The sequence below is a fragment of the Mesorhizobium sp. M1004 genome (genome assembly GCF_040318795.1).
In the GTDB taxonomy this organism is placed as follows: domain Bacteria; phylum Pseudomonadota; class Alphaproteobacteria; order Rhizobiales; family Rhizobiaceae; genus Mesorhizobium.
Window position 1 is genome coordinate 1 of sequence record NZ_JAMYNB010000003.1, and the last position, 23,392, is coordinate 23,392.

Genomic DNA, 23,392 nt, shown 5'->3' on the forward strand with positions numbered 1-23,392 from the left:
GTCATGGTGGCGTTCCTTCGCGGGAATCAGGTGACGTGAACAATCACCAGCCTGCCATGACCGCCCCCTCTCAGCGAATTTGCAGAACTCTCAGCACACTACCGGTTTTCTCGGCCTTGGAGACGCTACGTCGGCAGCCGCTATCCCTGACCCGAATGGTATGATTCAGACCATCTTTGTTGTTGAAAACCCGCTTTCGAAGGGAGTATAAAACTCGAGGTTACCATTGCTTTTCGTATAGAGGCTGTGGTGGAAACGTGGGTCCAATCCGCAAAGCATTGCCTTGCGTGGAAGTGGTCGAAGCCGGCGGCGAATGGTCCGTTCCTGTGGCCAAGGAAGACCAGGAAATTACCCGATCATTCGTGATTGAACCGTTTGCGCTGTCCTATGCTGAGGGCCAGCGGATACGCCTGCTTCTCGACAAGTTCGTTCGTCTGTAGAGAGGCTAAGCCCGATGAAAGACCGGTGGGAACCTGACCACCAGTTCATTGAAAGCGCCCGCCGTAGCCAGCTCCGAGCGGAGAGCCAACTGGACTCCCTGCAATCGACCATCGCCGAAACGCGACGCGTCCTAGAGGCTTCACGGAAGCTCTTGGAAAAGATTGCCGAGCGGGAACACCATACCCAGCCATAGGGAATGGCCGGTGCAGGTTGGGCATGCTTGTGGGGCTTCACCGCACCGGCCACTGCGGGAAGATATGAGGCCCCCCGCGCCGCCTAAGATATAGGCATATTAGCAATCGCGCAATTAACCCTATTGCGCTACCCAGCCGTAGAGGCAAGGAAATCGGAGAAGTTGGTGCCGGTTAACCGCCAGCACGCGAGCAAGTCATTCTGAAAGCATGAAAAACGCGATTTTGCTCGTGCCAATTGAGCGTCTGAAATCTAGTTCCTGCTGCCGATTATCCCTAAGTTACTGGAATACTTATATCCCCGAAGGGTTGCGAATCAGTCGATTGTCAAGCGCATGCCATGGAGCAAGCAAGGGATCGATTTGAGCAGAAGGGCCGCAGCGGTCGAAGCGCGCTGGGAAATCCGAGCGGCTTCGGCAATTGTCCGCTCTGGCTCGCCCGCTACAACTCGACTCGCGCAGTGTGGACGGAATCACCGGCCATGTGGACGAGAACAATCTGGCGATGTCGTTCACCGAGTTTCGTTCGCGCTACAGCCTCTAAGGGCAAGGTAATCAAGGCGCTCGGATCGCCGCCTCAGGCGGCTTCGCGTTCGGCCTGCGCAGTCAGGTCCGGCTCCCGGCGGCTGTACTGCCGCGGCGAACAGCCCATGACGCGCTTGAATGCCGTGCTGAAGGCGCTTTCGGATTCGTAGCCGAGCGCCAGCGCGATGACGGAAACCGGATCGCCGGAATGCATCAGCCTGTCGCCGGCCAGCATCATGCGCCAGCGCGTCAGATAATCCAGGGGTGAGGCCCCGACCGTCTGCTTGAATCTGAGCGCAAAAGTCGATCGCGACATGCCGGCGCGCTCCGCCAGTTGCTGCAATGTCCAGCCATGCGCCGGGTCCTCGTGCATGGCGCCGATCGCCGCGCCGATCTGCCTGTCGGTCAGTGCGAACAGCCAGCCGACATTGCCTTGCGCGGTCATATGCAGGCGCAAGGCCTCGATCAGGATCATGTGGGCGAGGTGCTCGACGATGAGAAAGCCGCCGGGACGCCGCTGGCGCAATTCCTGCATCATCCGCTCCACCGGCCAGCGAAGCGCCGAATGGTCGCTCTCGCCGCGGATGTGGACGATGGGCGGCAGCATCCGCAAGAGGATGCCGGCATGGTCGCCGGACAGCGTGAAGCGACTGCTGACCAGGAGGAAATCGCCGCCGCCATTATGGACGGTGATGCCGCCGGTCCGCGCCGGTGAAAAGATCGTTCGCGCATCGACCGTCGGCAGGCCGAGATCGCTGGCAAGGCGGAAAGGCCGGCCGCGCGGCAACAGGAAGCAGTCGCCCACGTCCAGCCGCACCGCGTCAGGGACGCCCTCGACCGACAGCCAGCATCGGCCGGACACCACGGCGCCGCATTTGATGGCGGCCTGCTGGTCAGGAAACTGGATCGCCCAGTCGCCACCGGTTTCCAGCCCAGCCGACAGGTAATTGCGCGGCTTCAGTAGCGACAGCACGTCTGACAGCGGATCCATGAGCGTTCTCGGACGATTGCGAAGATATCTCGGATTTTACAGTATAGATCGTATGATCTCAAACTTCTATCTCCTTCGCAACGGGCTGCCTGTACGGCCCTCGACAAAAACCAAGGAGAAATCATCATGCGTGTGTTCGTTACCGGGGCTACCGGTTTTGTCGGTTCGGCTGTTGTGCGGGAATTGCTCGGGGCGGGCCATCAGGTGCTTGGCCTCGCGCGGTCGGAAGCAGGTGCGGAGTCGATCGTGGCCGCGGGTGCCGAGGCGCATCGCGGCGATATCGAGGATTTTGACAGCCTGCGCAGCGGCGCTGCCCAATCGGATGGCGTCATCCACACGGCCTTCAACCACGACTTTTCGAGATTCGCCGCCAGTTGCGCAGTTGACCAGCGCGCCATCGAAACGCTCGGCGCGGCGCTCGAGGGTTCCGAGCGGCCGCTGCTTGTCACCTCCGGCCTCGCCGGTTTTGCGCAGGGAAGGCCGGCAACCGAAGACGACAAACCCGCGCCTCCATCGGCCGCCATGCCGCGCGCTTCGGAAGCAACGGCCGTGGCGCTCGCAGCGCGCGGGGTGCGCGCATCGACGGTGCGGCTGGCGCCGACCGTCCATGGCGAGGGCGATCACGGTTTCGTGCCGATGCTGATTGCCATTGCGCGTGAAAAGGGCGTCTCGGCCTATGTCGGCGACGGCGCAAATCGCTGGGCGGCGGTGCACCGGTTCGACGCCGCCACCCTGTACAGGCTGGCGCTGGAGAAGGGGGCGGGCGGCGTCAGCTATCATGCGGTTGCCGAACAGGGCGTGGCGAGCAAAGAGATCGCCGAGATCATCGGCCGCCGGCTCGGCCTGCCGGTCGTTTCCATAGGCCCCGAGGACGCGGCTGCGCATTTCGGCTTTCTCGGGCATTTCATCGGCAGGGACTTGTCGGCGTCAAGTGAGCAGACCCGCACTGCGCTGGGATGGCAGCCGACCGGGCCGGGGCTCATCGCCGATCTCGATCCTGCCCGCTATTTCGAGGCCTGATCAGGCCGGCCAGTCGCGTTGCATTGCACGACCGACAGCCTGGCGATCAGCGGCAGTGCCAGCAACACGGCCAGACGCAGCCCGCCGAGCGGGCAGCACCGTCGTGCTGCTGGAACCGCCGCCACATCTGTATGGCGGCAAGCAGAACGAACACGGCGTAGGCCGCCCGCAGCCCGGACGACCTGCTCGCCCGTCGCCGGAAAGCCGGCGAAGGCATGGCCTCGTCATGGCAGACCTACCTTGTTACGGGGATGCGCGCGCGATTCCCGCGCCTAGTTAGAGATCGCCCTTCCTCACCTTGCCGTAAACGATATTCCGGTTCGAGCCATAGTAGACTTTCGCGTCGAAAGGACTCCCGCCGAGGGCGGCATTGATGATGTCCCACATATCGTCGGCCGAACGTAGGATGAGCGGCCAATCCATGAAAGTCTCCATGTAACCATCCGTCGTTATCTCGTCGCTGAAATTGGCAAACAGGAATTCGCCACCGGGCTTGACGAGTTCCATGGCTCTTTGAAGCAGGCGGACGCCGATGGCACGCGGCAGGTAATCGTAAAGCCCCGATGCGTAGACTAGATCGAATGTGCCAAGGGCGTAGGCGCGGCGCAGGATGCCGCGTACGGAACCCTGGACTGCCTCGACTGCCGTGCCGGCAAAGTCGTGGTTCACCGTGGCTACGCTGACGGGGTCCTGATCCAGGCCGATCCAACGTTGCAGTTTATGCCTGGCCAACGCGTCGGAGCGTTCGGCTTCCCTGAGGTGGCCGCAGGCAATCGCCAGCACCTCAGCCTTTTCCACACTGCTGGCCGTCTCGTCCACGGTCCTGGCCAGAATATCCCGCCGCTCGCGCCCCGCCACCGAACTGGCAGCTTCACTGGTGTAGGCATAGATTTGCCGACCAAGTAAGGTCGACGAGGCCACGATCTCGTCGGCGATCGGATGCTTGTAGTAAATATCCAGCAGGCCTGCATCGCCCGAATACCCGCGCGGTTTTTCGACCGACCACCGCGTGAACGGGTCCTGGAGCAAATATTCCGCGACCCGATGCTGCTGAGCCAAAGGAACGAGTTTCTGCCAAACCGCGGTAGCAACCTGCCGGCGGAGCTTGTGGAGTCGCCCCGCCAAACGATGGACGACGGGGGCGGCCGGTTTGTGTCGCGCAAAGGCTTGATGAGCAAGGTCCAGTATCAGGGCGAGCTGGGCCGTGCTGTCCCTCAACTCGTCGGAGTCAGCTGCCTCTTCGGAGGTCGCAACATGTTTCTTCATCAGCCTGGTGGTGACCAGGCTGTATTGGTCGAGCTGCAGTTTTGGCTTGATAGGCATGCCGTTTACTCTCCGGTTTACCGCCCCGGTCCCCGGCCAGCAGCATAGGTGCGCCGCCAACCAATGCTAATAATTTTAATAAAATTTTAGTAAAATTTTATCAACGGAACGGCCATCAATCCTGCAAACTGGCTAAATCCGAACCGCCCGTTTACCCTCGGTTAGCGACATCTGAGTTTTCTTGCGGACAGGGACGTCTTCATTCCCCGACCGCAGGCGACGTCGGCTGTTGCATTCGCTACTGCAGATCGCGGAGGAGCGTTGCGATGCAACTGAGCGAGGACGTTGCCCAGAAGGTGGCGGCAGCGATTGGACGTCCGCGGTGGCATTCCGCCGATCCGGAACTCCTGACACTGTTCCTGCAGAAGGATGCCGATCAGAATCGCAGCCTTGTGCGATGGGGTATTGCGGCTGCTGTATTCAGCTATGTGGCCTATGGCCTTTTCGATTGGTTTCTCTTTCCGGATGTCGCCGGCCGGCTTGTTTTGACGCGCGTTACGCTAGGGATCACTTCCCTGGCGCTTGTCGAATTTGTCGCCCGACGGGGCTTTGGCCTTGCCACCTTGCACCTTGTAGCAGCGCTGGCGATTGTCTCCGGTGCCCTTGGGTGGCTCGTCTCCGCTGTTGGAACAGAGCATCAGGATGCCCTCTCCCATTTCATGGTTTTTGGCACCGTGTTCATCCTGGGTGCGAATCTGTTCTTCAACTTCCGTTTTTGGCTTTCAGCCCTTGCCTCCGCGACGGTCGCCGCAAGCTTTGTGTACGCCGCGATGTTCTCCCTTCAGGCCGACATCGCCGGTCGGGTCGTGTTGTCGGCCTATTTCGTGAACTGCCTCGTCTTGTCGCTTTATCTTTCGTGGCGGCTGAGCCTGGAGCGTTACCAGACCTTCCTGCACGCGCTTCGGGCACAATTCCAGGAGCAGGCTGCTATCAAGAAGGGGCAAAAGCTAACCGAAATCGCCGACACCGATCCGCTCACGGGAATGAAGAACCGCAGGGCGATCATTCGAGAATTCTCGGAGCTGCGCGAAGACTGGGCCGCGGACGACGACGAGATAGGGCTCATTCTGATCGACGTCGACTACTTCAAAAGGTTCAATGACGGACTTGGTCATCAGGCCGGCGACGATTGCCTGATCAAACTCGCCCATGTCCTCTCCGAGATGGCGGCTGCCAACAACGCCATCGCGGCCCGCTATGGCGGAGAAGAATTCGTCATTCTCTGCAAGGTCACCGGGCGGGCTCACCTTCATGAGATAACGAAGAAATTCTGTCGCGCTGTAGAGGATTTGGATATCTACCACCCTGATCGGGGCGACAAGCTCAACATCGTAACGATCAGTGCCGGGGCGTCGTTGACGCGCGCCGATCAGAGCATAGAGCTTAGAATCCTGCTGCAGGAAGCTGACCGCGCGCTCTACGCGTCCAAGTTTGCCGGTCGGGCTACGTTCACGATTTACGACCCGCATGCCACCAGCCAGGATCGCTCCGGCGAAAATCTTTCAGAACTGCTGAAGGTGGCAGTTTCCAACCAGCTCGTTTCTGTCGCCTACCAGCCAATTCGCGAGCTGGCGTCGGGACGCGTGCTGGGCCACGAGAGTCTGATGCGGGTATGCGACTTCGACGGCACCATGATCAGTCCGTCCGTATTCATACCCGTTGCCGAGCAGACCGGAGCGATCGTGGAACTGGGTACGTGGCTGATCGATCGAGCCTGCGGTGACATGGCGGAATACGGATTGGGCTCGGTCGTGACGGTGAACGTCTCCGTTCTTCAGCTCAAGGCTCCTAACTTTTCACTCCGGATCACCGAGATTCTTGGCAGGCACGGCCTTGCGCCCCAGAAACTGGCCATCGAAATCACTGAAGGCAGTGACATCTTTCTGGAGGCGCAAGCGGTAAGAAACGTGGAGCGGTTGCGAAAACTCGGCGTTCAGATCTGGCTGGACGACTTCGGAACGGGATTTGCCGGCTTGACATGGCTCCGCCGCTTCAAATTCGACGTGGTCAAGATTGATCGCAGCTTCCTCCACGATTGCCAGACGTCTCGTGGCTTGAGCCTGTTGCGGGACATGGTCGGGCTGCTTCGCAATCTCGGCCATGTCGTGCTCGCCGAGGGCGTCGAAACGGAGGAGCAGTACATATTGCTGCAGCGCCTGGGGGTAAATTTGATGCAGGGCTTCCTCACCGGGCATCCCGTGCCGATCGAAGAGGTAAACCAGATCAGGCAAGGCCTCGTTGCCTAGCGGGAGCCTCTACGCTGAAGCTTCGGAGGGCATCCTGCTTCATTCCGGTCCCCCTACGCTACTTCGTAGCTTCGGGCGACACTCCTACGCCCAGATGCGGTTCCGGGTGGCCTGCCACCCGAAGCCCGCAGGGCGTAGGGTGGCGGAGAGGGAGGGATTCGAACCCCCGATGGGCTTGCACCCATGCCGCATTTCGAGTGCGGTGCATTCGACCACTCTGCCACCTCTCCGCGGTCATGGTCGGCCGTTGCCGGCGCGGCGCACTAGATAACGGCTGGGCGGGCAGGTTACAAGGCCAAATCCGAGGGGGAATTCAGCTTCCTGTGCGGGCTCTGTCTGGAGGGCTGCGTTGCGGCCACGTCGGCAGATGGGGCCAACCGGTCCTCGACCGGAGAGATCGGGGGCGGCAAGGAGGCGGCGTGGCCAAGGATTCCGCCCGTTTGCCTTGACTCGTACCGAACCTTCGGTTAGGGGAAGCGCGCAATCGGCGTGGAGGGTTCTTCCACGCCGCTTGTTTTTCGAACCCGCAGACTGACAAAAAGACGGCCGAACCGCGTGACGCGGCTCATCGAGGCCGACCGAACAGCGAAAGGCAAAAAATGTTCGCAGTCATTAAAACGGGCGGTAAGCAGTATCGCGTTGCCGCCAACGATCTCCTGAAGATCGAGAAGCTCGAAGCCAATGTCGGCGATATCGTCGAAATCGGCAGCGTCCTCGCCCATGGCGAAGGCGAAAATGTCACCTTCGGCGCCCCGTTCGTCGATGGCGCTCTGGTCACGGCGGAAGTCGTCGAGCAGGGCAAGAACCGCACCGTCATCGCTTTCAAGAAGCGCCGCCGGCAGAATTCGCGCCGCAAGATCGGCCACCGCCAGCTTCTGACCACCGTGCGGATCGCCGAGATCCTGCTGGGTGGCGCCAAGCCTTCCAAGAAGGCCGCAGCCAAGGTGGAAGCCAAGGAAGTCAAGGCTGACGTAGCGCCCGAGGCGAAGGCCGAGGCCGCGACGAAGGAAGCCAAGGCGAAGAAGGAAGCCAAAGCCGAGGTTGCTCCGAAGGATGAAGCCAAGACGGAGGCCGCCGTCGCCGCGCCGCTGTTCAAGGCGCCGAAGGGCGAGCCGGACGATTTGGCCGTGATCAAGGGCATCGGCCCGGTTGCCGCCGGCCAGCTGCACGAGCAGGGCATCACCACCTTCGCCCAGCTTGCCAAGCTGTCGGACAAGGACGTGGCCAAGATCGACGCGCACATGCCCTTCAGCACCGACCAGATCAACGACTGGCGCGAGCAGGCCAAGGAACTGGCGAAGAAGTAAAACGAACCGGCGACAAGGTCGCCGGATCGGACTTGAAACGGAACGCGAACGCGTTCATAAGACCATTCAAGCGCCCCAGGGCGCATCGGAGTTAGTTAGATGGCACACAAGAAAGCTGGCGGCTCGTCGCGCAACGGTCGCGACTCGCATTCCAAGCGTCTGGGCGTGAAGAAGTTCGGCGGCGAAGCCGTCATCCCGGGCAACATCATCATCCGTCAACGCGGCACCACCTGGCATCCCGGCGTCAATGTCGGCATGGGCACGGACCACACCCTTTTTGCGCTCGAGACCGGCGCAGTCACCTTTAACAAAAAAGCCAACGGCCGAACCTACGTATCGGTCAACCCGATTACCAAAGCCGCGGAGTAGCCGGTTCCGCACTATAAAACCGGCGCCCATCTCGGGAACCGGTGTCTGGCCAAACCAGTGAATGGAGCCAGGAAAAGGATCAGGGGAGATGGGTTTTCCATCTCCCCTTTTTTCTTGCCTGGAGGACGTCGAATGGTTGCCGAAGCGGAAGACACCGAAGACGAAAGTTACGCGATAGATTGCCCGGTGCTGGCCACGGAGCGGCTGGTGATGCGCGCCCCGTGTGAAGCCGACATCGCGCAACTGGTCGAGCTTGCCGACAACCGTCACGTCGCCGAGATGCTGGCCCGCATGCCGCACCCCTATGGCGAGGCCGAGGCACGCGCCTTCCTGGCTATGACCCGGTCGCGCCGGGCCGGCATCGCCTACGCCCTGACGCTCGCCGGCACCGACATTTTCGTCGGCTGCGCCGGCCTCAACATGACCGATCGAGGGCTGGAACTCGGCTACTGGATCGGCGAGCCCTATTGGAAGCGCGGCTATGCGACGGAGGCCGCGCACGCGTTGGTCGACCTTGCCTTCCAACGGACGTCGATCCACGTGCTGCAGGCTTCGACGCGGGTGATCAATCCGGCCTCGCGCCGGGTCATCCACAAATGCGGCTTCCAGTATGCCGGCCAGGGCATGCTGAACTCGATCGTCGCCGGCCAGGTGCCGGTCGAGCGGTACCGGCTGGACAGAAAGACCTGGATCAGTCTTCGAAACTGGGTGCATTTCTAGGTGTTTTGATATTCAGGTGAGGCCGGCCTGCAAACGCGGGTCTTATGCGCTTCCGGTGCACGTACTTAAGTACACTCCGCTCCGGTTCTCGAAAACCAGTGTTTTCGGCTCGGCCTGACCTGAATCTCAACACCTAGGCGCGTGCCTCCAAACGACAGGTTTGGAAACGTTGGTTGTGGATCGGGCTCAACTCAGCCCATCTCGACCCAAATCGGGAGATGGTCCGAACCGACCGCTTGCGGGTCGACCCACAGGCGCTTCAGCGATCCGGCGAGCGAGGCCGAGGTAAAGATGTAGTCGATGCGCTTGTGGCGGCTTGTGTCTTCGGGTCGCGTGGGATCGACCCAGGTGACGACGTCTGGTGTGTTCAGGCGCTGGGCGACGTCGACGGCGAGATCGGCGGTCAAGGGCATGCCGAATTCATGGTCCGGGCGGCCGACGAGTTCGACATATTCGGGCGAGCCGGGCAGCATGTTGAAGTCGCCCATGACGATGAAGGCTTCGGGATAGGGCAGGTCCGGCAGGCCGATCTCGGGAATGCCGGAGAGACCGCCGCCCTCGAAGGCATAGTTCAACAGGCGCTGGCGCAGGAAACGGATCTGGCTGGCGCGCTCAACCGGACTGCGATGGTCGAGATGCGTGGAATAGAAGCGGATGAAGCCGAGCGGGGTCTCGACCAGCGCCTCGAGTGCGCCGCGCTGGAAGTTCATCGCCTCAAGGCTGCGGCTGCGCGGCAAAAGCAGATTGCGCGACAGATGGATCGGCGTCTTCGACAGCACCATGTTGCCGAGCTGGAAAGTGGTGGTGATGGCGCGGCCGGCCTCCAGGCGCGAGCCGACATTGACCTCGAAATTGCTGCCGTAGGCGGCAAAATATTCGGGCAGCGCCTCACCGATCTCGGCGACCATGTCGCGGTTGCCGTTCCTCGGATTGTTGCGGGTCACTTCCTGCAGCGCGATCACGTCGGCGCCGCGAACCGCCTCGGTGATGCGGCCGAGATCGTAGCGGCCATCCAGACCGATACCGTACTGGATGTTGTAGCTCACAACCTTCATTCCCGCGCCCCTCAAGCTCCGTCCGCGAACACTGCTACCGCGTCCCCGACAAAAGGGCATCCGGCGCTTTAGTCGCAAAACGGCCTCGCCCTTGGCCGCGCCTTGGTTTAGAGCAAGGCGCAAGATCTAGAGCAAAGCCGCAAGGCCAACAGAAACTGCGTAGTCCAATGAAATTTCTCGATCAAGCCAAGGTTTATATCCGCTCCGGCGACGGTGGCGCCGGCTCTGTGTCGTTCCGGCGCGAAAAATTCATCGAGTTCGGCGGCCCGGATGGCGGCGACGGCGGCCGCGGCGGCGATGTCTGGCTGGAAGCGGTCAACGGTCTCAACACGCTGATCGACTATCGCTATCAGCAGCATTTCAAGGCCAAGACTGGTGTCCACGGCATGGGCCGCAACATGACCGGCGCCAAGGGCGCCGATGTGACGCTCAAGGTGCCGGCCGGAACCCAGGTGTTTGCCGAGGACAATGAGACGCTGATCTGCGACCTGACCGTGGTCGGCCAGCGCTTCCTGCTGGCCAAGGGCGGCAATGGCGGTTTCGGCAACCAGCATTTCAAGACCTCGACCAACCAGGCGCCTCGCCGCGCCAATCCCGGCCAGCCCGGCGAAGAGATGAATGTCTGGCTGCGGCTGAAGCTGATTGCCGACGCCGGCCTGGTCGGGCTGCCAAATGCCGGCAAGTCGACTTTTCTGGCAACCGTCACCGCGGCCAAGCCAAAGATCGCCGACTACCCCTTCACCACGCTGCATCCAGGTCTCGGCGTTGCCCGCATCGATGCGCGCGAATTCGTCATCGCCGACATTCCGGGCCTCATCGAGGGCGCGCATGAGGGTGTCGGCATCGGCGACCGGTTCCTCGGCCATGTCGAGCGCACGCGTGTGCTTTTGCACCTGGTCTCGGCGCAGGAGGAAAATCCTGGAAAGGCCTACAAGACCGTGCGCGCCGAGCTGGATGCCTATGGCAATGGGCTGATCGAGAAGGTCGAGATCGTGGCGCTGAGCCAGGTCGATATCCTCGACGCCGATGAGCGCAAGAAGAAGGTTGCGTCGCTCAAACGCGCTGCCGGCCGCGCGCCGATGCTGCTGTCGGCGGCCACCGGCGAGGGCGTCGAAGCGGTGCTGCGGGCGCTGATGGCGGTTGTCGGCGAAGCGCGCGACAGGGCTGCCGCTCCCGTCGAGACCCGCTGGGACCAATAGCGATGACGGCGCAATCGCTGACAAAATACCGGCGCATCACAGTCAAGATCGGTTCGGCCTTGCTGGTCGACCGCACCAGCGGCCTGAAGCGCGACTGGCTTGCCTCGCTTGCCGAGGATATTGCGGTGCTCGCCAATGGCGGCGCCGAGATCCTGGTCGTATCGTCCGGCGCCATTGCGCTCGGCCGCACCATTCTCGGTCTCGGCAAACGGGCGCTGAAGCTGGAAGAAAGCCAGGCGGCTGCGGCCGTCGGCCAGATCGCGCTGGCCGGCGCGTGGTCGGATGCGCTGGGCAAGGGTTCGCTGAAATCGGGCCAGATCCTGCTGACGCTGGGCGACACCGAAGAGCGCCGCCGCTATCTGAATGCCCGCGCGACGATCTCGACGCTGCTCAAGATGAAGGCGGTGCCGGTCATCAATGAGAACGACACGGTGGCGACCTCCGAAATCCGCTATGGCGACAATGACCGGCTGGCGGCCCGGGTGGCGACGATGATGGGCGCCGACCTGCTTGTGCTGCTCTCCGACATTGACGGGCTCTATACGGCGCCGCCGGCGCGCGATCCCGATGCAAAATTCATTCCGGTGGTCGACCGCATCACGCCCGATATCGAGGCTATGGCCGGGGCGGCCGCATCCGAACTGTCGCGCGGCGGCATGCGCACCAAGCTCGATGCCGGCAAGATCGCCACCGCCGCCGGCACCGCCATGATCATCACCTCGGGCACCAGGCTGTCGCCACTGATGGCGATCGAACGTGGCGAGCGCGCCACCTTCTTCAGGCCGAGCGCCAATCCGGTGAAAGGCTACAAGACCTGGATCGCCGGCCAGCTCGAACCGGCCGGGCGGCTCACCGTCGACGCCGGCGCCATCGGTGCGCTGCTGTCCGGCAAATCTTTGCTGCCAGCCGGCGTCAGGCTGGTCAGCGGCAATTTCTCGCGCGGCGACACGGTGGCCATCCTGTCGCCGGAAGGGCGCGAGATCGCGCGCGGGCTTGTTGCCTACGATGCCGCCGATGCCGTAAGGATCGCAGGCCTGAAGACCGCCGAGATCGAAACCGTGCTCGGCTACGAGGCGCGCTCGGCGATGATCCACAGGGACGATCTGGTGGTGAGCGATCCGGGTGACCAGATACGGCCTGCCGGCCAGCTATGGGCCGGGGGCGAGGTAAGCGGAGGATGAGACATGCTGAAGTTGCATGAACAATCCGGGGATGACACCGTCGCGCTGATGGCTGATATCGGCCGCCGCGCCCGCGCGGCCGCCCGACCGTTGGCGATTGCGACCGCCGCCGCCAAGGATGCCGCACTTCTCGCCATGGCCGACGCGATCATCGCGCGCCAGCAGCAGATTCTCGATGCCAACGCCATCGATGTCTCTAACGGACACGAATCGGGCTTGTCCGGCTCCTTCATGGACCGGTTGAAGCTCGATCCGGCGGGCACCCGTGCCATGGCGGATGGCATCCGTGAAATCGCCGAGCTCAGGGACCCGGTCGGCGATGTGATTGCCGCCTGGGATCGCCCCAACGGCCTGCAGATCGAGCGCGTGCGCACGCCGCTCGGCGTTGTCGGCGTCATTTATGAAAGCCGGCCAAATGTGACGGCGGATGCCGGCGCGCTCTGCCTCAAGGCCGGCAATCCGGTGATCCTGCGCGGCGGCTCGGATTCGCTCAATTCGTCCGCCGCCATTCATGCCTGCCTGGTCGAGGGGCTGAAGGCCGCCGGCCTGCCGGAAGACGCCATTCAGCTGGTGCCGACCACCGACCGCGCCGCCGTCGGCGAGATGCTGAAAGGGCTTGGCGGCAATCTCGACGTCATCATTCCGCGGGGCGGCAAGAGCCTGGTCGGGCGCGTCCAGAGCGAGGCGCGGGTGCCGGTCTTTGCCCATCTTGAAGGCATCTGCCATCTCTACATCGACCGCTCGGCCGATCTCGACATGGCGGTCAGGATCGCCGTCAACGCCAAGATGCGGCGCACCGGTGTCTGTGGCGCTGCAGAGACTTTGCTGGTCGACCGCGCGGTGGCCTCCACACATCTGGTGCCGATCCTCGACGCGCTACGCGCCGCCGGCTGCGAGATCCATGCCGATCAGGAAGTGATGAAGCTGTTCTTCGACGCCAAGCCGGCGACCGATGCCGACTGGATGACCGAATATCTCGACGCCATCATCGCGGTAAAGCTGGTCGACGGGATTGCCGGCGCCATCGACCATATCGAGACGTTCTCCTCACACCACACAGAGGCGATCATCGCCGAGGATGCAAAGGCTGTGCAGCGCTTCTTCAGCGAGATCGACTCGGCGATTCTCCTGCACAATGCCTCCACCCAGTTCGCCGATGGCGGCGAGTTCGGCATGGGCGCCGAGATCGGCATCGCCACCGGCAAGATGCACGCGCGCGGACCGGTTGGTGTCGAGCAGCTGACCTCGTTCAAATACCGCGTGCGCGGGTCGGGACAGGTGAGGCCTTGAGCGCTGGCCTTACCCTCCCCCTTGTGGGGAGGGTGGCGAGCGCAGCGAGCCGGGTGGGGGTACGACGCTGAATTCTGCAATCCCCCCACCCCGCTCCGCTTCGCGGATCGACCCTCCCCACAAGGGGGAGGGTGGGGCGCCTCTTTCCTCGCACTACCTCCGCATGCCGCATGCCGAAAAGGGCCTTGCCGTCGGCCTGTTCGGCGGCTCGTTCAACCCGCCGCATGCCGGTCATGCGCTGGTGGCGGAAATCGCGCTCAGGCGGCTGGCGCTCGACCAGCTATGGTGGATAGTGACGCCTGGCAATCCGCTGAAGAGCACCAGGGAATTGGCGCCGCTGAGCGACCGGCTGCTCCAGTCGGAGCAGGTCGCCAAGAACCCGAAGATCAAGGTCACCGCCTTCGAGGCGGCGCATCATATTCGCTTCACCGCCGACACGCTGGCGCTGGTCAAGGCACGCAATCCCGGCGTCGACTTCGTCTGGATCATGGGCGCCGACTCACTTCGCGATTTCCACCGTTGGCAGCGCTGGCGCCAGATCGTCATGACCTTCCCCATCGCGGTCATCGACCGCCCGGGCGCGACGCTGTCCTTCCTGTCCTCGGTCGTGGCCAAGACGTTCGACTATGCCCGCGTCGACGAGGGTGATGCGCCCCGGCTCGCGCGCATGAAGGCGCCGGCCTGGACCTTCATCCACGGCCCACGCTCGTCGCTGTCATCGAGTGCTATTCGCCAGCAAGCCAAGGGGTAACTCCGTAAGACCAGATCGCCGATGTCGCTTTTACGGCGGCCTTTCGCGATTGGCTGGGCGATGCTGCGCTGGATATGGCCACTTCAGTGAACCAGACCGACATCGACCCCAATCATGGCGCCCCGCCGGCGCCCGTGATCGCCATTGCCAGCGTAATCGTGTCGATGGCGCTGATCGCGGTCGGCAACGGGTTGATGTTCGCCTATATCCCGGTCCGGCTTGGCGTCGAGCGCTTCGATCCGACCTGGGCCGGGCTGATCATCACCGGCCTGTCGGCCGGCGGGCTTGCCGGCTGTATCCTGACCGGGCCGCTGGTGCGCCGCGTCGGGCACGCCCGCGCCTTCATGGTGCTGTCGGCGCTGATAGCGCTGTCGAATGCTGCCATTGGCGCCGGCACCTACCCGCTGCTGTGGATCGCGGCACGCGCGCTTTACGGTTTTGCAATATGCGGCCTGTTCATCGTCGCCCAGAGCTGGCTCAACGATGCCGTCGCAAACGCCATTCGCGGCCGGGTGATGGCGGTGTTTTACGTCGCCTATGTCGCCGGACTTGGCGTCGGCTATGCCCTGCTGGCGGCGGTCGACATCGCGACGGCGCAGGCGCCGCTGATCGGCATTGCCTTCACCGCAGTGTCGATCCTGCCGGTCGGCATGACGCGGTTGGCTCAACCGCCGCCACCTCGCGCAGCCTCCGTGGCGCTTGGCCGCGCCTGGCGGATCTCGCCGGTCGGCGTGGCCGGCATGCTGGCCGTCGGCGGTCTGTCGATGGCGATCGCCGGGTTCGCACCGATCCATGCCACGGCCAAAGGCTATAGCCAGGCCGATGTGGCGCTGCTTTTGTCGGCGATGCCCGTCGGCACGCTGATCCTGCAGATACCGCTCGGCTGGATTTCCGACCGTACCGATCGCCGTTACGTGCTGGCCGGCGCTGCGGCACTGGCCATCGTCGCCGGTATTCTGGCCATCGGCTTCGACGGCGGCGCGCTGATGGTGCTCGTGGTGATCTACATCGTCTGGGACGGCGCCTCGGAATCGATCTATTCGCTGGCCAGCGCGCATGCCGCCGACCGCGCCGGCAAGGACGACATGGTGGCGCTGTCGAGTTCGTTGCTGTTTGCCTGGTCGCTGTCGGGGTTCATCGTGCCGGGTATCGTGACGGCCCTGTCGGCTGTCTATGGCACGCAGGCCTTCATTTATGTGGCCATCGTCATCGCCACTGTCTTCTGCCTGTTCGTGCTGTGGCGAGTGGCCACCACGCGCGCCGTCCCCGCTACGGAGACCAGCAGTTTCGCGCCGATGTCGGCGCAGGCGCCGCTGCCGGTGGAGCTCGCCTACGCCCCGGAAGATAAGCGCTGAACGGTTTCACAGCTCCTACTGCCTGGTAGCGGCAGTTTCCTGTCGAGCCTCCGGCGGAGGTGCGGGAACCGAAATGGCTTCGGCGTCGAACGCCTGCTTGACGCGTTTGGTGAGATCGATCTGGGTGGCGAAGAAATCCGCCGCCGTGGTCCAGTAGCGCAAGGTGATGGCGACGCTGGCATCGCCCACCGTGGCGACGAAGGCGATCGGCGCCGGCTCTCGCTTGACGCGGCGCTCGCCGCCGGCAACGCCCAGCATGGTTTTCTGCGCCAGGTCGATGTCGTTCCAGGAGCCGATGCTCAGCGTGATGTCTCCGCGGCGCACACCGTTGCGAGTAAAATTGCGCACCGGCTGGTTCCACAGCGTCGAATTGGGCGCCAGCACATAGACGCCGTCTGTCGTGCGGAGCTTGGTGGCGAACAGGCCGATTTCCTCGACGGTGCCGGAAATGGCGCCGACCTCGACATATTCGCCGATGCGGAATGGCCTGAGCGCCAGAAGCATGATGCCTGCGGCGATGTTCTGCAGCGTGCCTTGCAGCGCCAGGCCGATTGCCAGCCCGATGGCGCCGATGGCGGCGATGATCGAGGCCGTCTGAACGCCGAACTGGCCGAGCACCATGATGACCACCAGGATCAGGATGGCGTAGCGCACGATCTTCGAGAAGAAATGGCGCAGCGTCGCGTCGAAACCATGGATATGGCCGAGGCCGGCTGAGATCGATCGTTCTGCGAGCCCGGCGACGAGATAGCCGACGACCAGCAGGATGATGGCGCCGATGGCGGAGAAGGAATAGGAAACGATCAGTGTGCTGAGTTGCGCAAGGCCAGCCTGCACGGTGAGCAGCGTGTTCTGGGGGTCGATTGGCATCAGGAAAATCCGTTTGGGGGGTGTGTCGATAACCCCTGCCGCGGCCATGGGTTCCGATTTTTCTCAAGGCTCCGGAACCGGAAGTCGTGCACTGCGTTCGCGGTGGCAGGGCCTCCCGTCTTGAAACTGCAAGGGAACTCTGCCTATCTATAGGGTGTCACCTGATTTCGTGGGTGATTTGGTTGTTCTTGCTGCGAAAGGAAATACACTGAGAACAGCATTGCGGAAGAAGGCTGACGTCATGCCTTCGCCGGCCAGGATCAGCGTAGATGACGCCGTGTCCCGTGCCATCAAGACAGTCCTTGCCAGTCTGGAAGACTCCAAGGCCGAAAATATTGTCTCAATCGACATTCAGCGGAAATCGAGCCTCGGCGACTATATGGTCATCGCGTCGGGCCGGTCGCACCGTCATGTCTCGGCTGTCGCCGACCACCTGCTCAAGGCGCTCAAGGATGCCGGTCTCGGCACGGCGCGCGTCGAGGGGCTGTCCGGCGCCGACTGGGTCCTGATCGATTCAGGCGACATCATCGTCCATGTCTTCCGCCCAGAAGTCCGCGAATTCTACAATCTTGAAAAGATGTGGCAGGCGCCGGACCTTGAGGAAGAGACCTTGCACTGAGCTCCGTCTCATGTCGTAACCATCCGGGGTGCGACATGGATTGAAAGCTCGCCGAGGCAGGGATGAAGATAGCAGTTCATGCCGTGGGCCGGATGAAGGCCGGCCCCGAGAGAGAACTCGCCGACCGCTATTTCGAGCGTTTCGCCAAGAGCGGCCCGGCGATCGGGTTCGAATTCTCTGGTGTCGCCGAGATCGCCGAGGGACGAGCCCAGAACGCCAATGAGCGCCGCCGCGAGGAAGGCCAGAAGCTGCAGGCACAGCTGCAGCCGGGCACGGCGCTGTTCCTGCTCGACGAACGCGGCAAAAACCTGTCCTCAGACGATTTCGCCAGCCGTATCGGCCAGCTGCGCGATGGCGGACGCAAGGCGTTGGTCATCGCCATTGGCGGCGCCGACGGGCACGACCAGTCGATTCGCGATCAGGCTGAGCTGATAGTCTCGTTCGGCGCGGCGACCTGGCCGCACCAACTGGTGCGCGTCATGCTGGGCGAGCAGCTCTATCGGGCGGCAACGATTCTTTCGGGACATCCCTACCACCGTTCGTAAATCAGTGGGTCGAGGATCAATCGTCCGGATTTCCGCCCCAATGCGCGGCTGTTTTGTGCTAGGCTTCGGTTCGATCATGGTTGATGGTTCGTTAACGAAGCCACGCATAGAGTCGGGCTTCAATGGCTGACAACGGGAAATCACGAACGGGCTTCCGGCACGCGCGCTGCGGCATCGCTGCAGCAGTGGTTTTGCTGTCGCTCGGGCTTGCGCGGGCCGAAAATACGCTGGACGTGGCGCCCGACCCCGATCTGAGCCGTGCCGAATATGAGAAGGTGTCGGCCGAGATCACGCTGTCGTCCGAACGGCTGGCCAAGCTCGCCGCCGACATTGCTTCGGTCAAGAAGGACCATGCCTCGATCACCGCGGCGCTTATCCAGTCGGCGATGACCGAGCAGAAGCTCGGCCAGGACATCGAGGATATCGGCGCCAGGCTCGAAGGACTGAAGGGCGAGGAACAGAAGATCCGTGTCTCGCTGGCGGCGCGGCGCGACGTGCTGGCCGAGGTGCTGGGGGCGCTGCAGCGCATGGGGCTCAATCCGCCGCCGGCGATCCTGGTCAAGCCGGAAGACGCACTGTCGTCGGTGCGCAGCGCCATCCTGCTCGGCGCAGTGGTGCCGGAACTGCGCCAGCAGACCGACAAATTGCTGGCCGACCTCAGGGAACAGACCCGGGTGACGGCCTCGATCGAGGCCGAGCGGACGCGGCTGACAGCGGCGGTCGGCGAGCAGACGGCGGAAAAGAAACGCCTCTCCATGCTGCTCGAAGCCAAGCAGAAGCTCGAGGCTGACACCTGGACGGCGATGGCCGCTGAAAAGCAGCGATCCCAGGCGCTTGCGGCCAAGGCCGGCAGCCTGAAAGAGCTGATCGCTTCGCTTGAAGCCGACAAGAGCCGCAAGGCGGCGGATGCCGTCAAGGCAGGCGAACAGAAAGCGGCCGACAGCGATAAGCCGGACGCCGATAACGCCGATGCAGGCACAACCGCGTCGACGGAGCTGGCTTCGCTGCCCGTGCCGGAAGGCAACCGCCTCACCGCCGCCGCGCCGTTTTCGGCACTTCAGGGACAAGTCTCGCTGCCGGTCACCGGCAAGATCAAGCTGCGTTTCGGGGCCGATGACGGTAACGGCGCGGTGATGCTTGGCGACATGGTTGCGACACAATCGGGAGCCATCGTCACGGCACCGGCGGACGGAAATGTGCTTTATGCGGGGCCTTTTCGCTCCTATGGTCAACTCTTGATCCTCAATGCGGGAGACGGCTATCATGTCGTCCTGGCGGGGATGAGCAGAATCAGCGTCGCGTCTGGCCAGTCGGTGCTCGCAGGAGAGCCGGTCGGCGCGATGGGAGAGGCCCGGGTGGCAAGCACCTCGGCCTCGAAGAATGGAAATGCCACGCCGGAACTCTATGTCGAGTTCCGCAAGGATGGAAAACCCGTCGATCCGACCCCATGGTGGGCGGACCGCTTCTCTGGAAGGACGTGAAATGATGCGGAAACTGTCGCTTCTTATTGCCGGTGCGCTGATGGGCGCGTCAGCGATGAGCCTGGTCTATGGCGCCCCCGGCTCGACGGCGAACGCTGCAGGCTCCGAGACCTACAAGCAACTGGCGATCTTCGGCGACATCTTCGAGCGCGTGCGGGCGCAGTATGTGACGCCGCCGGACGACAAGTCGCTGGTCGAAAACGCCATCAACGGCATGCTCACCTCGCTCGACCCGCACTCCTCCTACATGAATGCCGAGCAGGCGCAGGACATGCGCGTGCAGACCAAGGGTGAGTTCGGCGGCCTCGGCATCGAGGTCACCATGGAGAACGACCTGGTCAAGGTGATCACGCCGATCGACGACACCCCGGCTGCCAAGGCAGGCGTGCTGGCCGGCGACTATATCGCCAAGATCGACGGCCAAGAGGTTCGCGGCCTGACGCTCAACGATGCAGTCGAAAAGATGCGCGGCCTGGTCAACACGCCGATCAAGCTGACCATCCTGCGCCAAGGCGCCGACAAGCCGATCGAGCTGACGGTGGTGCGCGATATCATCAAGGTCAAGGCGGTCAAGTTCCGGGTCGAGAACGACATCGGCTACATGAAGATCACCTCCTTCACCGAAAAGACCTATGACGACCTCGAGAATGCCATCGACACCATCAAGAAGCAGGTGCCGAACGACAAGCTCAAGGGCTATGTGCTCGATCTGCGCCTCAACCCGGGCGGCCTGCTCGACCAGGCGGTGAGCGTGTCCGACGCCTTCCTCGACCGTGGCGAGATCGTCTCGACCCGCGGCCGCGACCCGAAGGACGTCACACGCTTCGACGCCAAGGCAGGCGACGACATCGGCGCCAAGCCGCTGATCGTGCTCGTCAATGGCGGTTCGGCCAGCGCCTCCGAGATCGTCGCCGGCGCGCTGCAGGACCTGCGCCGCGCCACAGTGGTCGGCACGCAGTCGTTCGGCAAGGGCTCGGTGCAGACCATCATCCCGCTTGGCGAGAACGGCGCGCTGCGCCTGACGACGGCGCTCTATTACACGCCGTCCGGCAAGTCGATCCAGGGCAAGGGTATCACACCCGATATCAAGGTCGACCAGCCGCTGCCGCCCGAACTGCAGGGCAGGGACCTGACGCGCGGCGAATCGGACCTCAAGGGCCATATCAAGGGCGCCGACGAGAGCGATACCGGCTCGGGCTCGGCTGCCTATGTGCCGCCGGATCCGAAGGACGATCTGCAGCTGATCTATGCCGAACAGCTGCTGCGCGGCCAGAAGACCGATCCGGCATTCCCGCCGAATCCGGAAAAGGCAGTGCTCAACCAGTAAAATCGACTGGTAGCTCTGGCTGCCCAATCGAAGCGATGCAATGCTGCCGGGACCGTGAGGTTCCGGCAGTTTGATTCGGGGGCAGCTGGGCGCTGCGCCTCAAAAGGCGCAGGGGACGCGCCTTCAGTTTTGGATCTGCGCATGGCGAAAAGATTTCGCTGATCACGCGCCCGGGGATGCGGCTTGGCTGACGTCGGCAAGGACATCGAACGCCCGCTCGGACAGACCGTCCGACCGCGTGCTGCGTCGCGCGGGATCAGCGCTGGCGCCGTCGCGGCGACGCTGGTCGTGCTGGCCGCGGTCGGCATCTCCGGCGCGATCGCGCTGCGCGAGAAGCCGTTCCGCAAACCGGAAGCAATCGCGGTCTCGACGCCAAAGGTGACGGCGGCGGCCGAGCCCGCGGCCGCAGCGCCCACTGCTCAAGCGACGGCGGCAGCGCCGAAGGCGGAAACGCCCAAGGCCAGCGGTCCGCAGATCATCCATGTGCAAACCCAGGAGGGTGACGGCCCGCCCAATGCAGCCATTGTCATCCACGACCCGTCGACGATCGGCCAGAACCTGAAGATCGCGCATGTCCCCGACAGGGCGCTGATCGAGGCCAGCGACACCGGCCCACTCCCGGTTCGCGCCGCTGACGGCCGGCGGCCGTTCGATGTCTATGCGCGGCCGTGGTCGGGTTCGCGCGGCGCTCGCGTGGCAATCGTCATCGGCGGGCTTGCCGTGTCGCAGACCGGCACGCAGGCGGCGATCGCCAAGCTGCCGGCCGAAGTGACGCTGGCTTTTGCGCCGCAAGGCAACAGCATTGGCCGGTGGATGCAGGCGGCACGGCAGAGCGGGCATGAGGTGGTCATGCAGGTGCCGCTCGAACCGTTCGACTATCCCAATGTCAATCCCGGCCGCAACACGCTGACAGTGGCGGCAAGCCAGGACGACAATCTGAAGAATCTGCGCTGGGCGCTGTCGCGGACCACCAACTATACCGGCGTCATGAACTATATGGGGGCGCGCTTTTCGGCCGACGCGACAGCGATGGGGCCGTTCATGGCCGAGCTTGGCAAGCGCGGCCTTGCCTATATCGATGACGGCTCGTCCGCACGGAGCTTGGCGTCCGATCTCGCCTTGAAGGACGGTGTGCCGTTCGTCGCCGGCGATACGGCAATCGACGCCGTGCAGGACCGCGGCGCCATCCTGAAAAAGCTCGACGCGCTGGAAGCGACCGCGCGTGCGAAAGGCTCCGCCGTCGGCATCGGCTCGGCTTTCGACCTCACCGTCGACACCGTGGCGTTCTGGGCGGTCGAAGCGAAAAAGCGCGGCATCGAGATCGTGCCGATCTCGGCGGTGGCCATCGACCCGGAAAAGGGCTGACCGGCGCTTGTGGCGATTTTCAACGATGCCGAGAAAAGAGCTCTCTCTGGGCCTGATTGATTGAACCATCATCCCAGTCGACCTCGCGCTTTGATTGCGGGATGTGTCTCCGCCGATATTCGTTGTTGTAGAACAGGGTGCCGTGGATTCCGAGCACATCGCGTTTCAGGATGGGACGACCCCAAAGCGGCGCCAGCACGCGACCTGCCTCGTCTTCACCAAGCCGCTCAAATAAATCTTCGGCCAGTTCCATGTCTCTTCCATCCGGGAAGATGGCGGCGTACTCCTCCTCTGTTGCCTCGAACACGCTGAAGGTTGCGTTCAAGGCGCCGTCGATGATTTGAATATTTTTCATGGAATTACTCTGCCATTCGACCGCAACGGCGGCAACGGGGCCGGGTGGCAGTGACTGGAACGAACCCACGTTTTCCGCTTCCGGGGCAAGCCTACTTTGAGTACGCTCCGCTCCGGTTCTCGAAATCATTCGCCACTGCCTCGCCGGAGCGAATCTCAGAACGGCTTTAAACTCCGATGGCTAAAAAGATCGATCCCGAGACGCTGCCATACCGCCCCTGTGTCGGGCTGATGATCCTCAATGGCGACGGGCTGGTCTGGGTTGGGCACCGCATCGCCGAACCGGACAGCGAATTTGCCGGGACCACGCAGCTCTGGCAGATGCCGCAAGGCGGCATCGACGAGGGCGAGGAGCCGCTGCAGGCGGCCGGGCGCGAGCTCTATGAAGAGACCGGCATGCGCTCGGTCACGCTGCTGGCCGAGGCGCCGCATTGGATCAACTACGACCTGCCGCCCGATCTGGTCGGCATCGCCCTCAAGGGCCGCTATCGCGGCCAGACGCAGAAATGGTTCGCCTACCGCTTTCACGGCGAGACCAGAGAGATCCAGATCAATCCGCCGCCGGGCGGCCACACCGCCGAATTCGATGAATGGGCATGGCGGCCGATGCAGGACCTGCCCGATCTGATAGTGCCGTTCAAACGCAAGGTCTATGAGGATGTGGTGGCGGCGTTCCGTCATCTTGCCTAGCTGGATGTGACGGTTCGCACGGCACCTGATTCGTGCTTTATTGATCGGGACACCCGCAGCCACGAGACCCATATGAACGACGCCGGGCAATGGCCTCTTAGCGCAGCGTCTGGGCTGCCCCTCACCCGCCTGCCGGCTTTCGTCACTCGAAAAGCCAAGCAGTTGGCTTTTCGTCCGC

At 63.1% G+C, this 23,392-nt stretch carries 22 protein-coding genes and 1 tRNA gene; 17 read left to right on the forward strand and 6 right to left on the reverse strand.

The window, feature by feature from the left end; genetic code table 11:
• Window positions 1-287: 287 nt before the first annotated feature.
• Window positions 288-440 carry a hypothetical protein gene (locus NKH54_RS06875; protein ID WP_023684112.1) on the forward strand — a complete coding sequence of 51 codons (153 nt, stop codon included), beginning with the start codon at window positions 288-290 and terminating at the stop codon, window positions 438-440.
• A gap of 768 nt (window positions 441-1,208) precedes the next feature.
• Here NKH54_RS06875 and NKH54_RS06880 read toward each other — a convergent pair.
• Window positions 1,209-2,147, reverse strand: a complete 939-nt coding sequence (locus NKH54_RS06880) for an AraC family transcriptional regulator (protein ID WP_023693170.1) — start codon at window positions 2,145-2,147, stop codon at window positions 1,209-1,211.
• A 126-nt stretch (window positions 2,148-2,273) separates the two neighbouring features.
• Here NKH54_RS06880 and NKH54_RS06885 point away from each other — a divergent pair, with 126 nt between their 5' ends.
• Complete coding sequence (locus NKH54_RS06885; protein ID WP_023728674.1) at window positions 2,274-3,167, forward strand: SDR family oxidoreductase; 894 nt, start codon at window positions 2,274-2,276, stop codon at window positions 3,165-3,167.
• Window positions 3,168-3,443: 276 nt separating this feature from the next.
• Here NKH54_RS06885 and NKH54_RS06890 read toward each other — a convergent pair whose 3' ends face one another.
• On the reverse strand, window positions 3,444-4,490 hold the full coding sequence (locus tag NKH54_RS06890) for a class I SAM-dependent methyltransferase (protein ID WP_023831772.1): 1,047 nt from the start codon (window positions 4,488-4,490) through the stop codon (window positions 3,444-3,446).
• 266 nt (window positions 4,491-4,756) lie between these two features.
• On the opposite strand from NKH54_RS06890, the gene NKH54_RS06895 reads away from it, so the two are divergent.
• Window positions 4,757-6,736 (forward strand): putative bifunctional diguanylate cyclase/phosphodiesterase, encoded by a 1,980-nt coding sequence (locus NKH54_RS06895; RefSeq protein WP_353027926.1) that lies wholly within the window; start codon window positions 4,757-4,759, stop codon window positions 6,734-6,736.
• 140 nt (window positions 6,737-6,876) lie between these two features.
• On the opposite strand, the gene NKH54_RS06900 is transcribed toward NKH54_RS06895, so the two are convergent.
• Window positions 6,877-6,966, reverse strand: a tRNA-Ser gene (locus NKH54_RS06900).
• Between the two features lie 369 nt (window positions 6,967-7,335).
• On the opposite strand from NKH54_RS06900, the gene NKH54_RS06905 reads away from it, so the two are divergent.
• The 3 genes from NKH54_RS06905 (at window position 7,336) to NKH54_RS06915 (ending at window position 9,132) form a co-directional block, all read left to right on the forward strand.
• Window positions 7,336-8,043, forward strand: a complete 708-nt coding sequence (locus NKH54_RS06905) for a 50S ribosomal protein L21 (protein WP_023684118.1) — start codon at window positions 7,336-7,338, stop codon at window positions 8,041-8,043.
• A 99-nt stretch (window positions 8,044-8,142) separates the two neighbouring features.
• Window positions 8,143-8,412 carry a 50S ribosomal protein L27 gene (gene rpmA, locus NKH54_RS06910; RefSeq protein WP_015315190.1) on the forward strand — a complete coding sequence of 90 codons (270 nt, stop codon included), beginning with the start codon at window positions 8,143-8,145 and terminating at the stop codon, window positions 8,410-8,412.
• A gap of 132 nt (window positions 8,413-8,544) precedes the next feature.
• The gene (locus tag NKH54_RS06915) at window positions 8,545-9,132 is read left to right on the forward strand and encodes a GNAT family N-acetyltransferase (RefSeq protein WP_023684119.1); all 588 of its coding nucleotides are present in this window, start codon (window positions 8,545-8,547) and stop codon (window positions 9,130-9,132) included.
• Window positions 9,133-9,323: 191 nt separating this feature from the next.
• Here the strand turns inward: NKH54_RS06915 and NKH54_RS06920 are convergent, their stop codons facing one another.
• Complete coding sequence (locus NKH54_RS06920) at window positions 9,324-10,187, reverse strand: endonuclease/exonuclease/phosphatase family protein (RefSeq protein WP_023668690.1); 864 nt, start codon at window positions 10,185-10,187, stop codon at window positions 9,324-9,326.
• Window positions 10,188-10,354: 167 nt separating this feature from the next.
• On the opposite strand from NKH54_RS06920, the gene obgE reads away from it, so the two are divergent.
• The 5 genes from obgE to NKH54_RS06945 all read left to right on the forward strand — a co-directional run bounded on the left by obgE (window position 10,355) and on the right by NKH54_RS06945 (window position 15,963).
• A complete protein-coding gene (obgE, locus tag NKH54_RS06925; RefSeq protein WP_023693164.1) occupies window positions 10,355-11,386 on the forward strand; it encodes a GTPase ObgE in 1,032 nt (343 codons plus the stop codon).
• A gap of 2 nt (window positions 11,387-11,388) precedes the next feature.
• Window positions 11,389-12,567 (forward strand): glutamate 5-kinase, encoded by a 1,179-nt coding sequence (gene proB, locus NKH54_RS06930; protein WP_023744952.1) that lies wholly within the window; start codon window positions 11,389-11,391, stop codon window positions 12,565-12,567.
• 3 nt (window positions 12,568-12,570) lie between these two features.
• Window positions 12,571-13,857 (forward strand): glutamate-5-semialdehyde dehydrogenase, encoded by a 1,287-nt coding sequence (locus NKH54_RS06935; protein WP_023818238.1) that lies wholly within the window; start codon window positions 12,571-12,573, stop codon window positions 13,855-13,857.
• A 163-nt stretch (window positions 13,858-14,020) separates the two neighbouring features.
• Window positions 14,021-14,608 (forward strand): nicotinate-nucleotide adenylyltransferase, encoded by a 588-nt coding sequence (locus NKH54_RS06940; RefSeq protein WP_023693161.1) that lies wholly within the window; start codon window positions 14,021-14,023, stop codon window positions 14,606-14,608.
• Window positions 14,609-14,682: 74 nt separating this feature from the next.
• Window positions 14,683-15,963 (forward strand): MFS transporter, encoded by a 1,281-nt coding sequence (locus NKH54_RS06945; RefSeq protein ID WP_023818237.1) that lies wholly within the window; start codon window positions 14,683-14,685, stop codon window positions 15,961-15,963.
• 15 nt (window positions 15,964-15,978) lie between these two features.
• Here NKH54_RS06945 and NKH54_RS06950 read toward each other — a convergent pair whose 3' ends face one another.
• A complete protein-coding gene (locus NKH54_RS06950) occupies window positions 15,979-16,833 on the reverse strand; it encodes a mechanosensitive ion channel family protein (RefSeq protein ID WP_023736854.1) in 855 nt (284 codons plus the stop codon).
• 241 nt (window positions 16,834-17,074) lie between these two features.
• On the opposite strand from NKH54_RS06950, the gene rsfS reads away from it, so the two are divergent.
• The 5 genes from rsfS (at window position 17,075) to NKH54_RS06975 (ending at window position 22,170) form a co-directional block, all read left to right on the forward strand.
• Complete coding sequence (gene rsfS, locus NKH54_RS06955; protein ID WP_023668698.1) at window positions 17,075-17,452, forward strand: ribosome silencing factor; 378 nt, start codon at window positions 17,075-17,077, stop codon at window positions 17,450-17,452.
• 62 nt (window positions 17,453-17,514) lie between these two features.
• On the forward strand, window positions 17,515-17,997 hold the full coding sequence (gene rlmH, locus NKH54_RS06960; protein WP_023684125.1) for a 23S rRNA (pseudouridine(1915)-N(3))-methyltransferase RlmH: 483 nt from the start codon (window positions 17,515-17,517) through the stop codon (window positions 17,995-17,997).
• Between the two features lie 122 nt (window positions 17,998-18,119).
• Window positions 18,120-19,478, forward strand: a complete 1,359-nt coding sequence (locus tag NKH54_RS06965) for a murein hydrolase activator EnvC family protein (RefSeq protein ID WP_023668700.1) — start codon at window positions 18,120-18,122, stop codon at window positions 19,476-19,478.
• Between the two features lies 1 nt (window position 19,479).
• Window positions 19,480-20,805, forward strand: a complete 1,326-nt coding sequence (locus NKH54_RS06970; RefSeq protein ID WP_023668701.1) for a S41 family peptidase — start codon at window positions 19,480-19,482, stop codon at window positions 20,803-20,805.
• A gap of 183 nt (window positions 20,806-20,988) precedes the next feature.
• Window positions 20,989-22,170: a divergent polysaccharide deacetylase family protein gene (locus tag NKH54_RS06975; protein ID WP_023815252.1), complete on the forward strand. Its 1,182-nt coding sequence runs from the start codon at window positions 20,989-20,991 to the stop codon at window positions 22,168-22,170.
• Between the two features lie 19 nt (window positions 22,171-22,189).
• Here the strand turns inward: NKH54_RS06975 and NKH54_RS06980 are convergent, their stop codons facing one another.
• Window positions 22,190-22,654: a DUF8220 family protein gene (locus NKH54_RS06980; RefSeq protein WP_245261401.1), complete on the reverse strand. Its 465-nt coding sequence runs from the start codon at window positions 22,652-22,654 to the stop codon at window positions 22,190-22,192.
• Between the two features lie 47 nt (window positions 22,655-22,701).
• Here NKH54_RS06980 and NKH54_RS06985 point away from each other — a divergent pair, with 47 nt between their 5' ends.
• The gene (locus tag NKH54_RS06985) at window positions 22,702-23,214 is read left to right on the forward strand and encodes an RNA pyrophosphohydrolase (protein ID WP_023693158.1); all 513 of its coding nucleotides are present in this window, start codon (window positions 22,702-22,704) and stop codon (window positions 23,212-23,214) included.
• The last annotated feature ends 178 nt before the right edge of the window (window positions 23,215-23,392 follow it).

Bases quoted from the DNA above. Each gene is read 5' to 3' on its own strand.
- NKH54_RS06915 (WP_023684119.1), top strand. From the start codon at position 8,545: ATGGTTGCCGAAGCGGAAGACACCGAAGACGAAAGTTACGCGATAGAT.
- NKH54_RS06880 (WP_023693170.1), bottom strand. From the start codon at position 2,147: ATGGATCCGCTGTCAGACGTGCTGTCGCTACTGAAGCCGCGCAATTAC.
- rsfS (WP_023668698.1), top strand. From the start codon at position 17,075: ATGCCTTCGCCGGCCAGGATCAGCGTAGATGACGCCGTGTCCCGTGCC.
- NKH54_RS06965 (WP_023668700.1), top strand. From the start codon at position 18,120: ATGGCTGACAACGGGAAATCACGAACGGGCTTCCGGCACGCGCGCTGC.
- NKH54_RS06985 (WP_023693158.1), top strand. From the start codon at position 22,702: ATGGCTAAAAAGATCGATCCCGAGACGCTGCCATACCGCCCCTGTGTC.
- NKH54_RS06905 (WP_023684118.1), top strand. From the start codon at position 7,336: ATGTTCGCAGTCATTAAAACGGGCGGTAAGCAGTATCGCGTTGCCGCC.
- NKH54_RS06970 (WP_023668701.1), top strand. From the start codon at position 19,480: ATGATGCGGAAACTGTCGCTTCTTATTGCCGGTGCGCTGATGGGCGCG.
- obgE (WP_023693164.1), top strand. From the start codon at position 10,355: ATGAAATTTCTCGATCAAGCCAAGGTTTATATCCGCTCCGGCGACGGT.
- NKH54_RS06950 (WP_023736854.1), bottom strand. From the start codon at position 16,833: ATGCCAATCGACCCCCAGAACACGCTGCTCACCGTGCAGGCTGGCCTT.
- rlmH (WP_023684125.1), top strand. From the start codon at position 17,515: ATGAAGATAGCAGTTCATGCCGTGGGCCGGATGAAGGCCGGCCCCGAG.
- NKH54_RS06935 (WP_023818238.1), top strand. From the start codon at position 12,571: ATGCTGAAGTTGCATGAACAATCCGGGGATGACACCGTCGCGCTGATG.
- proB (WP_023744952.1), top strand. From the start codon at position 11,389: ATGACGGCGCAATCGCTGACAAAATACCGGCGCATCACAGTCAAGATC.
- NKH54_RS06920 (WP_023668690.1), bottom strand. From the start codon at position 10,187: ATGAAGGTTGTGAGCTACAACATCCAGTACGGTATCGGTCTGGATGGC.
- NKH54_RS06890 (WP_023831772.1), bottom strand. From the start codon at position 4,490: ATGCCTATCAAGCCAAAACTGCAGCTCGACCAATACAGCCTGGTCACC.
- rpmA (WP_015315190.1), top strand. From the start codon at position 8,143: ATGGCACACAAGAAAGCTGGCGGCTCGTCGCGCAACGGTCGCGACTCG.
- NKH54_RS06895 (WP_353027926.1), top strand. From the start codon at position 4,757: ATGCAACTGAGCGAGGACGTTGCCCAGAAGGTGGCGGCAGCGATTGGA.
- NKH54_RS06885 (WP_023728674.1), top strand. From the start codon at position 2,274: ATGCGTGTGTTCGTTACCGGGGCTACCGGTTTTGTCGGTTCGGCTGTT.
- NKH54_RS06945 (WP_023818237.1), top strand. From the start codon at position 14,683: ATGGCCACTTCAGTGAACCAGACCGACATCGACCCCAATCATGGCGCC.
- NKH54_RS06940 (WP_023693161.1), top strand. From the start codon at position 14,021: ATGCCGCATGCCGAAAAGGGCCTTGCCGTCGGCCTGTTCGGCGGCTCG.
- NKH54_RS06980 (WP_245261401.1), bottom strand. From the start codon at position 22,654: ATGATTTCGAGAACCGGAGCGGAGCGTACTCAAAGTAGGCTTGCCCCG.